Source organism: Algoriphagus taiwanensis (assembly GCF_036245645.1).
Classification (GTDB): Bacteria; Bacteroidota; Bacteroidia; order Cytophagales; family Cyclobacteriaceae; genus Algoriphagus; species Algoriphagus taiwanensis.
Genome location: NZ_BTPE01000014.1, coordinates 1 through 14,038, shown reverse-complemented (window position 1 = coordinate 14,038; position 14,038 = coordinate 1). Strand labels below are relative to the sequence as shown.

Annotated in this window: 12 protein-coding genes; 8 read left to right on the top strand and 4 right to left on the bottom strand. The window is 47.3% G+C overall.

All coding sequences use genetic code 11. The annotated features are described in order from the left end of the window. Nucleotides 1-6 precede the first annotated feature (6 nt). On the top strand, nt 7-981 hold the full coding sequence (locus tag AAA938_RS16825; protein ID WP_338229928.1) for a PorP/SprF family type IX secretion system membrane protein: 975 nt from the start codon (nt 7-9) through the stop codon (nt 979-981). Nucleotides 982-983: 2 nt separating this feature from the next. Continuing rightward, entirely contained in the window at nt 984-3,389 is a 2,406-nt protein-coding gene (locus AAA938_RS16820; RefSeq protein ID WP_338229927.1) for an OmpA family protein, read from the top strand. 66 nt (nt 3,390-3,455) lie between these two features. On the opposite strand, the gene AAA938_RS16815 is transcribed toward AAA938_RS16820, so the two are convergent. The 3 genes from AAA938_RS16815 to mfd form a co-directional block, all read right to left on the bottom strand. Next, a complete protein-coding gene (locus AAA938_RS16815; RefSeq protein WP_338229926.1) occupies nt 3,456-4,064 on the bottom strand; it encodes a YdeI/OmpD-associated family protein in 609 nt (202 codons plus the stop codon). Between the two features lie 46 nt (nt 4,065-4,110). Beyond that, complete coding sequence (gldJ, locus tag AAA938_RS16810; RefSeq protein WP_338229925.1) at nt 4,111-5,334, bottom strand: gliding motility lipoprotein GldJ; 1,224 nt, start codon at nt 5,332-5,334, stop codon at nt 4,111-4,113. Between the two features lie 179 nt (nt 5,335-5,513). Beyond that, nucleotides 5,514-8,864, bottom strand: coding sequence for a transcription-repair coupling factor (gene mfd / locus AAA938_RS16805; RefSeq protein WP_338229924.1), 3,351 nt, complete (start codon nt 8,862-8,864; stop codon nt 5,514-5,516). Between the two features lie 115 nt (nt 8,865-8,979). On the opposite strand from mfd, the gene AAA938_RS16800 reads away from it, so the two are divergent. Together AAA938_RS16800 and AAA938_RS16795 are read left to right on the top strand one after the other, a co-directional pair. Continuing rightward, complete coding sequence (locus AAA938_RS16800) at nt 8,980-9,594, top strand: cytochrome c oxidase subunit 3 (protein ID WP_338229923.1); 615 nt, start codon at nt 8,980-8,982, stop codon at nt 9,592-9,594. A gap of 73 nt (nt 9,595-9,667) precedes the next feature. Beyond that, on the top strand, nt 9,668-10,117 hold the full coding sequence (locus tag AAA938_RS16795) for an SRPBCC family protein (RefSeq protein WP_338229922.1): 450 nt from the start codon (nt 9,668-9,670) through the stop codon (nt 10,115-10,117). On the opposite strand, the gene AAA938_RS16790 is transcribed toward AAA938_RS16795, so the two are convergent. Further along, nucleotides 10,095-10,574 carry a Fur family transcriptional regulator gene (locus AAA938_RS16790; RefSeq protein ID WP_338229921.1) on the bottom strand — a complete coding sequence of 160 codons (480 nt, stop codon included), beginning with the start codon at nt 10,572-10,574 and terminating at the stop codon, nt 10,095-10,097. The genes AAA938_RS16795 and AAA938_RS16790 overlap by 23 nt on opposite strands. A gap of 288 nt (nt 10,575-10,862) precedes the next feature. Between AAA938_RS16790 and AAA938_RS16785 the strand changes: the two genes are divergently transcribed. The 4 genes from AAA938_RS16785 to AAA938_RS16770 all read left to right on the top strand — a co-directional run bounded on the left by AAA938_RS16785 (nt 10,863) and on the right by AAA938_RS16770 (nt 13,869). After that, complete coding sequence (locus tag AAA938_RS16785; protein ID WP_338229920.1) at nt 10,863-12,035, top strand: pepsin/retropepsin-like aspartic protease family protein; 1,173 nt, start codon at nt 10,863-10,865, stop codon at nt 12,033-12,035. 103 nt (nt 12,036-12,138) lie between these two features. Continuing rightward, nucleotides 12,139-12,729, top strand: a complete 591-nt coding sequence (locus AAA938_RS16780) for a LemA family protein (protein ID WP_338229919.1) — start codon at nt 12,139-12,141, stop codon at nt 12,727-12,729. 5 nt (nt 12,730-12,734) lie between these two features. After that, entirely contained in the window at nt 12,735-13,169 is a 435-nt protein-coding gene (locus AAA938_RS16775; RefSeq protein ID WP_338229918.1) for a TPM domain-containing protein, read from the top strand. Continuing rightward, nucleotides 13,150-13,869 (top strand): TPM domain-containing protein, encoded by a 720-nt coding sequence (locus tag AAA938_RS16770; RefSeq protein WP_338229917.1) that lies wholly within the window; start codon nt 13,150-13,152, stop codon nt 13,867-13,869. The genes AAA938_RS16775 and AAA938_RS16770 overlap by 20 nt, the downstream gene beginning before the upstream one ends. Nucleotides 13,870-14,038 lie beyond the last annotated feature (169 nt).

Below are 14,038 nucleotides of genomic sequence, written 5' to 3'. Positions count from 1 at the left end.
TCACTTATGAAAACGACTTTTAAATTGATAGCACTGACCCTTTTGGTATCCCTTTGGGGTACCGGGGGTAGTTTTGGCCAGCAGCTGCCACAGTTCAGCCAGTACATATTCAACGGGCTGCATGTGAACCCGGGGTATGCTGGTTACAAGGGGGAGCCGTACATCCAGACGACTTACCGGAGCCAGTGGATCCGTTTTCCGGGCAGTCCGGAGACGTTCACGGTGACCGCGGACCTGAGTGCGAACGAGGGGACGATGGGCTTCGGGATTTCGATTTTGTCGGACAATCTGGGTCCTGCGCGTACGACTGGGGGATTGCTGACGTATTCGTACCGGATTCAGACGGGAGCGAGGAGCCACCTGGGTTTGGGCGTGAGTGCGGGAGTGACCGAGTACATGATCGATGGGGACCTGCTGGATCCGAATGATCCGAACGATGTGGAGATTCCGGAGGGACGTGTGAACCTGTTCACACCGAACCTGAATTCGGGTTTGTTTTTCCACACGCCGAAGTTTTATGCGGGCTTCAGTGTGTACAACATGATCGGCAAGAAGGCCTTGGAGCGTGAGGATGTGGCGTTGGCGTATCATGACTTCCACTACTACCTGACGGCGGGCGCCTTGCTGGAGCTGTCGGAGACGGTGTCGTTCAAGCCGAGCTTTCTGATCAAGGAAGTGAAGGGAGCGCCGACGAATTACGATCTGAACGCGATGTTTCTGTTTTACGACCGGATCTGGTTGGGGGGCAGTTACCGGAGCAACATGAAGATCTGGAACGACAATCTGGAAGAGAACCTGAGCAGCCGGAACGCAATAGCGGCGATCATCGAGATATTTGCCACGGACCGGTTGCGTATCGGGTATGCGTATGACCACAACCTGAACGTGCTGCAGGACTACCGGAGCAACTCGCACGAGTTTTCACTGGGCTTCTATATGATACCGAGGACTTCAATGATGAAAAACCAAAGATGGTTCTGATTATGAAAAAGACACTGACACTACTGACAATAACGGCAGGCTTGCTGATCGGGACCACGGGTATAGCGGAGGCACAGAAATCGAGAGTACGCTATGCTGACGAGCAGATGGAGCTGATGAACTACCAGCATGCGCTGGACGTGTACAAGGAAGCGTACGCGAAGAAGCCCAACTACGAGACGGCGCGGAAGACGGCGCTGGCCCAGGACAAGATAAGGGATTACCAAGCATCTTACGACTGGTGGAAGACCACGGTGGGCTACGAGGAAGCAACGGGCGAAGATTACCGGGAGCTGCTGAGAGCGGGGATATTAACCGACAACTTTGAGGAAGCGGTATCGATTATCCAGGCGAAGGGCTTGACAGCGGACAGCCTGGGGATCGAGAAGCGGGACATTCCGGAGAGTGCCAGGAAGCTGAAGCTGGAGAATGTGGAAGAGCTGAACAGCAGTGAATCGGACTTTTCGATGGTGGAAGATGGCCAGGGGAACAAGTACTTTGTTTCGGACCGGGGGGGCAGCTATCCGGACAAGATGCCGGGTATCCGGATCGACGGTCGGAACAAGCTGTTCAGCCAGGAGAAGAGCGACTACACCGACCGGGGATACTTCACGGTGTACCGTCAGGACGGGGAAGGCAACATCAGTGCGATGGTGAGCGACGTGCCGAAGACGAAGAGCTTTTCGGACCCGAGCTACTCGGTGAAGGAGAAGGTGCTGTTTTACACGGTGACCCGTGACCCGGGCAAGGTGAAGCCCAGAAAGGACACGGTTGTGGTTCAGGTGGAGATCTACTACAGCAAGGTGAATGCAGAAGGGAAGCTGGAAGGAGCGAAAGCCTTTCCGCTGAATGACTCGCTGCGTTACTCGGTGATGCACCCGTATGTGGATGAGGAAGCCGGCAGGCTGTACTTTTCCTCGGATATGCCGGGAGGTCTGGGCGGCTATGACCTGTACTACAGCGAATACAGCGTATCGGGAGACAGCCTGCTGTTCGGCAGCGCGGTACCTTTGGGCCCCGGTGTGAATACGTCGGCCAACGAGACGCATCCGTTCCGCAAAGGGAACAAGTTTTACTTCAGTTCGACGGGTCATGAAGGCTTCGGGGGGATGGATGTGTTTGAAGCGGACTATACGGAAGCCACTATCAGCAATACACGAAACATGGGCTATCCGATCAACTCGCTGGCCGATGACTTTGCCTACCGGGAAGACAAGGACAAGACAGTGTACCTGTCCTCCAACCGAAAGGGCGGCAAGGGACTGGATGACATTTACATGGCCAAGGAGATGTACAAGCAGTTTTTGGCCAGAGTACTGGATTGTAATGGCAACGTGATCACGGAGAGCTACCTGGCCACGTTCCGTGACAAGACGCAGGGGATCATGGTCCCTACCGCCAGAAATGGCAAAGGGGAGCTGACGGCCCAACTGGAGCCGGAGAGTGACTTCGGAATTACGATCAGTAAGCCAGGCTACTTCCCGCTGACTGACGAGACGATCAGCACGAAAGGCTTTGCCGGGGACACGGTGAAGCGGGAGTACCAGCTGGTACCGATCCCGTATCAGCTGCCGGTGCACGTGGACCTGGTGTACTACGACCTGGACAAGTTTGCGATCCGCAAGGATGCAATGCCGGCGCTGGACAAACTGGCCGAGCTGATGGAGAAATACAGCTTCCTGGACCTGCTGGTGGCCAGCCACACGGACTCCAGAGCGAGTGACGAGTACAACATCCGTCTGTCCAACAACCGGGCGAAGGCGGTGACCGAGTACCTGGGGGCGAAGGGAATCAGCTCAGACCGGATCAGGTTGGAGTGGTTTGGAGAGAGTCAGCTGGTCAACGACTGCGGGAACGGGAAACCGTGCTCGGAGGACAGCCATCAGCTGAACAGGAGATCGGAGCTGGTGCTGGAGGCGTTTCCTGACCCGACCAAGAGCTACGAGATTCCTCAGGAGCTGAAGGACATGGACTTCTGCCAGCCGGAGGATCTGTTTGAGAAGATTCAGGAGGAGATAGCGGAGATCCCGACGATCTACTTTGACTTTGACAAGTCGATGCTCAGATCGGTGTCCAAGCAGGAGCTGGAGCAGGTGGGTGCGATGCTGAGGAGACTTCCGAATCTGATGCTGTACATCGAGGGACATACCGACCAGCGGGGCAGTGACGAGTACAACGAGAAGCTGTCCGAGCGCAGAGCCGATGTGGTGAAGCAGTACCTGATCAACCGGGGTATCGAGGAAAACCGACTGGAGTACCAGTGGTTTGGGGAGACCCGGCCGGTTCACGACTGCAACAGCGTGACCTGCACGCCGGCGATGCACCAGCTGAACAGACGCACAGAGCTGAGAGTGGGCAAGAGCAGCTTCGGCTACACCGGAAGACAGAAGAAAGTGGATACGATGTGATCCGATAACCAAAAAACAAAATATCTAAAAAGGCCTCAGGAGTAATCTTGAGGCCTTTTTTGATAGTTATAGCTTAGGCTTTGGATAAGAATTGGCCCGGAAATTTTTTTCGGCTAAGAGCACGGTCTCTGTAATCCGTTTGGTTCGGGTTGCTGCAGTTTTGGCATTTAGAATCCATTCCAAAATTCCTCTTCTGGCAGATGGAGGGAATTTCCCCCAATATCCTTTGGCTGTAGGATTGGATTCTAAGGCTTTGGCTAGATCCTCGGGTTCCAACAATGAATCAACTTCATTTAGCGCATCCCAAGTTCCAGTTGCTTTGGCTAATTCAATCATTTTCCAACCGGAGGAGGTCATTTTCCCCAGTTTGATCAGATATTCAACTTTGTCCTTATTGACTTTGCTCCAGTTGCTTTTTGGCTTTCTTTGGGAGAAATAGAGATAGTAACTTTTATCATCCCTTTTATTGGGCTTGCTGTCTACCCAGCCGAAGCAAAGTGCCTCATCAATGGCTTCATTCACAGACAGACTGGGAACCTGACTGTCCTTTTTAAAAATTACCAGCCATACAGAGGATTGGGAGGCATGATTCCTCTCTAGCCAATCTCTCCAAGCCCGGGCCGAATCAGCATAAAAAACAGGGAATCCGTCTTTTTCTTCTTCCATTGTGACCATTAAAAAAGCCCGGTATCACTACCGGGCTTCATTTATATTTTTGGAATTACTTACCGCGTTCTCCTATCGAAATCATTGCACATCGGAAACCAATGTGATTGGTAGCCGAATCCTGATGCATAAATCGTCTGGTACCTGGAGCCAGCCAGTAGGCTACATCTTTCCAAGATCCACCTTTGTAAACTCTCAACTCATCGGTAAACATGGAGGTTTCATAAGTATCCTCTTCATCGTAAACCCCATCTTTTCTCAGAGGGTTGAGATCATCTGCATCTTGGAAAGTCAACGGTCGATACACGTCATATACCCACTCATTCATGTTTCCTGCCATGTGATATAGGCCAAAATCATTAGGAGCCATGTCATATACGTTGGTTGGAAGAATTTCCCCGTCATTTCTCTGATTACCAGAGATACCTGCATAGTCACCTCGGCCTCGCTTGAAGTTGGCCAAGAAGTCACCCTGCTTTCCTTTTCTCTTCACGTTGTAAGGATTTCTTACGCCTCTACCATCCCAAGGATAAATCCTTCCATATTCCTGGTTTTCATCCAAATATTGGGTTCCGATCATCGCTTTGGCGGCATATTCCCATTCTGCTTCATTTGGCAATCTAAAGTCTGCCATCGCAACACCTCTTTCAATCAATTGATTTTTGGTGAAGGTAGAGTCAATACCTCTCTCCTTTCTCACCAATTCCTGGACGTAAGCAGTTCTCCACTTGGTATAGACATTAGCTTGGGTCCAAGATACACCTGCTACCGGGTAGAAATTGAATCCAGGAAATCTGAAATAGTAAGATTGATAAAGGTCATTGAATGACATCGCACCAGACCAAACATTATCAGCTGGTTCCAATTTGGCCAAAGAATCAGCACTTACTTCTTTTTTCATGTTGAAAAGAAACTCCCTGTAATCGTTGTTGGTAATTTCAGTTTCATCCATGTAGAAACTTGCAATAGATACTGTTCTTTCCAAATTGTCTCGGAAAGCCATTACGTCATCTTCTTGGGAGCCTAAAACCATTCTACCACCTTGAATGAATTTCAAATTGGGTCCTGGAATTTGCTCAGCTTTTCTGGCGACAAAAAATTGAGTGGAATCTTGCTCATCAAATGAAAACTCAGCACCTGTGGTAGCACTTCGCTTTCCGGGGTCATTGGCTGTTCTCCTTCCATATCCGGGAGTCTTATTACAAGAGCTCAAAATTCCGGCTGAAAGCATCAAGAAGGCTGATGCCCACATTCCCCAAGATTTTCTGTTAAGACGCATATTTTTAGATTTTGGTCTAATTTCAACGGGCTAATATAATGGCATTGAAACCGACTTACAATGGATTATTTTATAAAATAGGATGCAAATATTTGCCTAAGTGTCAATTTCAAGCATAATCTGCAAAATTGATATTCGAAAACACAATATTTATGCCAGTTAAATTTTTTTAAAATTTCTCAAGAATTCATCTCCAAAAGTGTCTTTTCTGCCTTTTGGATCGTTTTGACTCCCTCGATCGTGAAAATTAAACGATTCTTATACTCTTTTATTTTGCAGACTTTCGGATGAAGCTGAGCGAATTTCATCATTTTCCCAAAAATCGCTGAGGAATAATAATCATCTCTGGATGAAGGCAGCAAGTGGCATTTCATCTGTTGTCCCTTTAGCACCAGTTTTTCTATACCCAGCTTTTCAGCCTGCCAGCGTACTTTGACAGTTTCCAAGAGATCTCCTACCGCTTCTGGCACTGGCCCAAATCTATCTAAAAGCATGGATCGGAATTTCTCCAATTCTGCCTCATTCTTGATCGCATCCAGTTTGGAATATAGGCCTAATCGCTCACTGATATTTCCAACATATTCTTCCGGAATCAAAAGCTCCAAATCAGTCTCGATGGTACAATCCTGTACCAAAACCTTCACTTTCTCTTTCAGATCCGTCTCAAAAAGTGCGGCAAATTCGTTTTCCTTCAGCTCCTGGACTGCTTCATCCAAGATTTTATGGTACATCTCAAAGCCCAAATCAGTAATAAATCCGCTTTGCTCAGCTCCAAGGAGATTGCCTGCGCCCCGGATATCCAGATCTTTCATGGCTACCTTGAATCCATCTCCCAAATCTGAAAATTCCTCTAGAGTCTGCAATCTTTTCCTCGCTTCCGGGGTCAATCCGGACATTGGGCTGGTAAGCAAATAACAAAAGGCCTTTTTGTTACTTCGGCCTACTCTTCCCCGCATCTGGTGCAGGTCACTAAGACCAAACATATGTGCTCGATTGATAATGATCGTATTGGCATTTGGAATATCCAGCCCAGATTCAATGATATTGGTGGAGACGAGTACATCGTATTCATGGTTGATGAAGTCCACCATGATTTTTTCCAGCTTTTTCCCATCCAATTGTCCATGAGCACCGACTACTCGAGCATCTGGAACCAGCTTCATGATCAGGTTGGCAATACTTTCTATTTCGCCTACCCGATTATGGACGAAAAACACCTGACCTCCTCTTCTCAACTCGTAGGCTACGGCGTCCCGGATGACTTCTTCCTGAAAAGTCTGAACTTCCGTGGTCACCGGTTGCCTGTTTGGAGGGGGAGTAGCGATGACTGACAGGTCTCTGGCACCCATCAGAGAAAAGTGCAGAGTCCTTGGAATAGGGGTAGCTGTGAGTGTCAATACATCCACGTTAACCCGTAGATTTTTCAACTGATCCTTGACCTTGACGCCGAATTTTTGCTCTTCGTCAATAATCAAAAGGCCAAGGTCCTTGAAGACAATTTCCTTGTTAACAATCTTGTGTGTACCTACCAGAATGTCAATTTCCCCGGTTTTGACCTGACTGATGATTTCTTTGATCTCCTTGGCCGTGCGAAATCGGTTGATGTATTCCACTTTCACCGGGAAATTTTCCAGCCGCTCCTTGAAAGTCTGGTAGTGCTGCATGGCCAAAATGGTCGTGGGAACAAGTACCGCGACTTGCTTTCGGTCATTTACGGCCTTGAACGCTGCCCTGACGGCCACTTCTGTTTTCCCAAATCCCACATCACCGCAGACTAGTCGGTCCATGGGATATCCTTTTTCCATATCCGACTTGACATCCGAGGTAGCCAAGGCCTGGTCAGGGGTGTCTTCGTAGATAAAGGAAGATTCCAGCTCAATCTGAAGCACTGAGTCTTGGGAAAAAGCAAAACCGGGAGCCGAACGCCGTTTTGCATAGAGATTAATCAAGTCTTTGGCAATATCCTTGACCTGCTTTTTGACCCGGGATTTTTTGTTTTCCCACTCCGGGGAGCCCAGTTTGGACATGGAAGGCATTTGCCCCTCCTGTCCGGAGTATTTGGAGATTTTGTGAAGGGAGTGCACATTCACATAGAGCAGGTCATCGTCTCTGAAGACGAGGCGAACCGCTTCCTGCATTTTCCCATTCACGTCGACTTTTTCCAAACCTGCAAAGCGCCCCACTCCATAGTCAACATGGACGATGTAGTCACCCGGATGAAGTGCTTTCAGCTCTTTGATGGTGAGCGCCTTGGATTTGCTCGCCTTTTTTCTACCCCGGTATCGGTGAAATCGCTCAAAAAGCTGATGATCGGTATAGCAGACAAGCTTTTGCTGTCGGTCCACAAAGCCCTCTCTCAGTCCGATCAGCATACTCTGGACCTTTAGCGTAGGGTCGAGTTCGTGAAAAATGCCTAAGAGCCGGTCGATTTGCTTTTCATTTTCAGCCACCACCAAATTGGTGAAGCCCATCCTCTCATTTTCCGACAGATTGGTGACCAAAAGGTCAAAGTTTTTATTGAATGAAGGCTGGGGCTGGCTGTCCCAGGTAAGCTGAAGGTCGGCTTTCAGATAAAACTGCCGTCCGAATTCAAGGGTGGTGAACTTCAAGACAGCGCCTTTGAAATCCACTCCCCGTTCAAAAAGATCTTGGGGCTTCAGGACCAGCTTGTCGGTCTGGCTTTGCTTTACTATTTGAGAAAAGGCTTGTTCAGCTTTGTGAAAACACTCGTCAATGACATCTACTGTGAGCTGGAAGTCTTTGATCCAGACTTTGGAATCTTTGGGTAGAAACTCCAAAAAAGACTGCCTGACTTCCTGCAGGAGCTTGGTTTGGACATTGGGTACAAGGGAAATTTTTTCTACCGTGGCCACCGAAAGCTGGGTCTCCGGATCAAACGTCCGGATGCTTTCCACTTCTTTTCCAAAAAGCTCCAATCGATAAGGATGCTCATGGGAATACGAAAAAACATCCAAAATCCCCCCACGGATAGAAAATTGACCTGGCTCATAGACAAAATCTGTCCGCTCAAAGTCATAACTGCTCAGCAGCTCGGACACAAACTCCATGTCCACAGCCTCCCCGACCCGAATAGAAAACGTGTGGTCCACCAATGAACGCCGGTTGATCACTTTTTCATAGATCGCCTCTGGATAGGTGATGATTATTTTGGGTTCTTCTTTGCGATCCAAAATCTCATTGAGGACTTCGGACCGCATGAGCACATTGGCATTATCGACCTCGTCGTATAGATAGGGGCGCTTGAAGCTACCCGGAAAAATGAGGAAGTCCTCGATCTCCAGTAAGTTTTGAAGATCTGTATTCAGATAGGCTGCTTCTTCTTTATCCTGGGCAATAATCAGATGAAAACCGCCCTTTTTTTTGAAATTGGAAGCAAACACGACCATATCCAAGCTTCCTGAAAGGCCTTTGAGCTGGATGCGTTGGCCCGGGGCTTTTTCTAGCTCTAGATTCAGGGTCTGGATCGAGGGGTCTGCTTGGTATAGGGAGAGGAATTCCGATCGTTGCAAGGTTGGTTAGGAATTTGAGGAGACAAAAGTAGGGCTTTTGCTTCTTTTTTGGGGGTTGGACTCAGGTATTTGCTATTTTTCTGAACCAAGGGAATTTTTAAATGTTTTTCCTTTCATGAAAAGATCCGAAGAATCACTCACTTGGTTTCAGCGCATAGAGCGGATGCATCCTTATGAGACTTTATTGTATTTGGGGATGCTGGGGAGTGGACTGATTTTCCTTTTTCTAGCAGTTGCATTTATCTTTTCGGGACTTCATCAGCTGGAGGGTTTCAACCGTCACATTCCTGTAGCCTTCCTGATTTCGACTTTTCTTTTGGTCCTTAGCGGTTACACAGCTTCCAAAATGAGGCTTTACTATCAGGAGGAAAAAATCCCCCAACTCGAATCAGCACTCAGGAATACCTTCTTTTTGGGCTTAGCCTTTACTTTGCTTCAGTTTGCAGGATGGAAAGAACTGGATAGTATGGGGGTAAATTTCACCGGGATTCCCAGCGGCAGTTTTCTTTTTGTGCTTTCAGGAATTCACGTTTTCCATCTTTTGGGAGCAATGATTTTTGCCCTCATTCTTCTGTTTCAGCTGCGCAAAACACAGGAGGACGGTATCCGAAAACTGGTCTTGGTGACCAACCCCTTCGAAAAAATGAGAATTCGCTTATTCACCGTTTACTGGCACTTTATGGACGTGATTTGGCTGATTCTTTTTCTGCTTTTCACCCTCAGTTTTTGAAAAAGGGAGTTTGTCTTTCCACTTATTCCTATCTCCTCTACCTAGCTTCCATCCACCATTTGACTATTGATCCATGAAACTAACCATAGAAACTCCCGTTGAGCAAGGCTACCTGGATGTAAAAAAAGGCTTTGATGAGTCGCTTTTTAAACGGCTTTCCCCGCCTTTTCCTCCGGTAAAGCTGCTGCGCTTTGATGGTTCGGAAAAAGGTAATCTGGTCAGTCTGGAATTGAACTTTCTGCTTTTCAAGCAAAAATGGACCAGTGAAATTACCGAGGATAAGACCACTGATTTGGAGTTTTATTTTATCGATGAAGGGACGGAGTTGCCTTTTTTCCTAAAAAAATGGAAGCACAAGCATCGGGTGATCTCCACTGGTATAGGCTCGATCATTCGGGATGAAATCACCTATGAGGCCCCATTTAGCTTGATGACTTGGTTGCTTTATCCCGCGCTTTGGTTGCAGTTTGCCTACAGGAAGCCGATTTATAAAAAGATTTTCAGACGAGATTCAGGTCTTTGAGATTCTCGCAGTTTTCGATCCGGCAGTCTCCGTAAAGGACCAGGGAGTGGCTGCTGATGGAGGATTGAAATTCCCTTCCCATGGCCTCCTTGATTTCGTTGATTTTCGGATCTGAGAATTCCCGGATCTTCCGGCATTGATTGCAGACATGGTGATCATGGTGCTTGTAGGTCAGGGCTTGTTCGTAGAGTGCTACTTTGTCTTTGAACTGGTGCTTGACCGCTAAGCCACTTTCTACCAGTAGGTCTAGCGTATTGTAAATAGTGGCTCTGCTGATCGTATAGCCTTTATTTCTCATCTTGAGAAAAAGACCTTCTACGTCGATGTGCTCGTCCTCGGGGAGGAGATAAAGCTCGTCGATTACAGAAAAACGCTCGGGTGTTTTCCGGCTTCCTTGCTTGGCCAGGTAGTTTTCGAAGATTTTTTTGGCTTTTTCGATCAGTACAGTGTCTGCCATAAGTAGGTGAAACTTGAATTTTTAAAGATCAAGTATTCTTAAAATATTGACAACTTGAGGTAAACAATGAGGGGTAATTTGGGATTGATCTAAATTAAAAATTAAAATCCTGGCATTTCTTCAACCTTTTCTGTGTAAATGTTGGTTTTTCCTTCAATGGCACTGCTTACAATTTCTAACTTTAGAATAAATCTCATCCCAAAAGAACCTGATTTGAAAAAGGCTTTTCTCCTTTTTTTGTTATTCCTATCCACAGCTCTGACGTGGGCTCAGGTTCCCGGATTTTTTATGAAGGAGGAAAAGCGCATGGTGAGGATTCCTTTTTATGCCTCTAATAGCTTGATTATTCTCCCAGTCTCTATCAATGGCAGTGAGCCGGTCAATTTCCTGGTGGATACAGGAGTGAAATCCAACCTGCTTTTTTCAAAAAAGTTAGGGGATGCTCTGGGATTGGAATACACCCGTAGAATCAATATTGTCGGGGCCGATGGAAGCACGAGTATCATGGCTCAAGTGTCTCCGATCAATACCCTGGATCTAGGCCCGGTGGAGGGCCGACTTCAAAGCTTATTAGTACTGGAAAATGATTTTTTTGAACTGGAGGCCGTGATTGGGGTGCCTGTCTATGGGGTGTTGGGATATGAGTTTTTCAAATACAACCCAGTTCGAATCAACTATGACGACGGCTGGCTGGATTTTTTCCGGGGAAAAGCCATGAAATGGAGGCCGCCATTTTATAGAAAACTTGGCTTGGAGGTAGACGATGGGAAATCCTACATCCAGGCCAGAATCAAACAGAAAAACGGTCCTAAGCTGAGAGCGAAATTATTGATAGATACAGGGGCTAACCATGGACTACTCCTGAACAGGGAAACGAGTGACTCGATCAAAATGCCGGACATTTTTATAGAGTCTGAGCTGGGACAATCTTTGGGTGGAGTGCTCTATGGCTTTATCGGTAGAGTCAATTCCCTTCATCTCGAGAGTTTGACCTTGAAAGAAGTGCTGACTTCCTACCCGGAGGAGACCGAATACAGCTCCGTAATCAAAGCCAGTGGACGAAAAGGTAGCTTGGGATCGGAGGTATTGGGCCGTACTCGGATGATTTTGGACTATCCCAGAGGGAGAGCCTTATTTCGAAAAGGGCAGACTTTTTACAATCCTTTTGAGTTTGACATGAGTGGACTCATTGTCAAAAAGGTGCCTGTGGATGAAACGAGAATCTATGTAGGCGATGTGAGAAAGGGATCACCGGGATATAAGGTGGGGATATTGCCATTTGATGAGATTCTTGCCATCAACGGGGTCCCTATTTTTCTTTGGGAGCTAAGTGAAGTATTCAAGCTCTTGAGGTCTGAGGAAGGTAAGGAAATTCAGCTCGAAATGAGGCGCTATCAAAACAACGATCTCAATCAATACCAGGATTATAAAGTGAGTATTTTTCTGAAAAAGCAGATATAAACCCGGGTCTGCAAAAGAATATTTGGGTAACTTTGGAATTATCTTCACAACCCCAGCGAGGATTTTGCGTGTATTTCTTTCGCTTTTAAATCAACTTCAAACTATGAAAAAATTTCTCGTACCGATTGCAATTATTGCCGTAGTGGGCATCTTCATCTACACCAAAGCGGTGGGTACCTACAATCAATTTGTGCAAAAAGAAGAGGTAATCAACGGACAGTGGGCAGAAGTAGAAACTCAGTACCAAAGAAGAGCCGATTTGATTCCTAATCTGGTAAATACAGTAAAGGGCTATGCGGACTTTGAGCAGGAGACCCTCACCGGGGTCATCGAGGCCCGATCCAAAGCCACTTCTGTTCAGATCGACCCAACCAACCTGACGCCAGAAAAGTTGGCTGAATTTCAGCAGGCTCAGGAGCAGCTTTCCGGAGCATTGAGTAGACTGTTGGTCACTGTGGAGCGGTATCCTGACCTGAAGGCTAATCAAAACTTCCTGGAGCTACAAGCCCAATTGGAAGGAACTGAAAACAGGATTTCTGTAGCCAGAAGAAATTTCAACACCTCCGTGCAGGATTACAATTCCAATCTGAGAACTTTCCCCAACAACCTTTTTGCCGGCATGTACGGCTTTGAGACCAAAGGTTACTTTGAGGCTGCAGCAGGTGCTGAAAATGCCCCTACAGTACAATTCTAAGCGACATGGCTGAAAGATTATTTTCTCAGGAGGATAGACAAAAAATAATCGATGCTATACAGGCTGCCGAAATGCAGACCTCCGGGGAGATCCAGGTCCACATCGAAAATCACTGCAAGGGAGAGGTGCTCGACCGTGCGGCTGAGGTGTTCGAAACCCTCAAAATGTATCAAACACAAGAAAGAAATGGCGTGCTTTTCTACTTGGCAGTGGTAGATCACAAGTTTGCCATTTTGGGGGATGGAGGAATCAACAGCCGGGTGGAGTCGGATTTTTGGGAGAAATCCAAAGATCTTATGGCTCAGCATTTTCGTCAGGGGCAGTTTACTCAGGGTCTAATCGCAGGCATCGAGCAGGCAGGCTTGCAGCTCAGCAAGCACTTCCCCTACAATCCTGACACAGACAAAAACGAACTATCGGATGACATTTCCTTTGGGTAAATCCCCTCTTCTTTTCTTTCTCCTTTTATTCACTTGGGGGACACTGCTCGCTCAGGACTTTCCTGAGGTGCCCACTCCCCCAAGGCTAGTCAATGACTTCACCTCCACGCTGAGTGCACAAGAGGTGAATCAGTTGGAGCAAAAGTTGGTGGCTTACAATGACAGCACCTCCACCCAGATAGCAATCGTGATGATTCGCTCGGTAGGGGATTATGACATTGCGGATTATTCTTTTCAGCTCGCAGAGAAGTGGGGGATAGGAGGAGCTCAGAATGACAACGGGATTTTGATTTTGGCGGCAACGGATGACCGGAAGGTCTTTATTGCCACAGGATATGGGATGGAAGGAGCTGTGCCGGATGCCTTGGCTAAGCGAATTGTCTCCAATCTGATCATCCCCAATTTCAAAATGGAGGCTTATTATCAGGGCTTGGACCAAGCTACCGATATGATAATCAAGCTGGCATCAGGCGAATACAAAGCCGAGGAAGTGGTCTCTGACGGCAATCATGGAGGTGCGATTTTCCTCTTGCTTCTCTTCATCGTGCTCTTTGTGATCTTGCCAATGATCAAAAACAAAAATGACAACGACAATCACATGGGGGGCCGAGGCGGTGGTGTGGATCTCTGGACTACGATCATGCTAGCCAACATGCTGAAGGGTTCTTCCCGGGGTAAATGGGGAGATTTTTCAGGATGACTTGTCCTGAATTGAGTTTACACAAAGTAAACTACTATGAAACGACAAAAAGAACAAAAAACAAGAGGAATAGGATCTCTGAGTTGGGCTGAACGGGAAGAAATGATCAAAGAGTATCTTTCGGGGAATTACTCAAAAGTTGAGATTTGGAAGAAATATACCGGTCAGT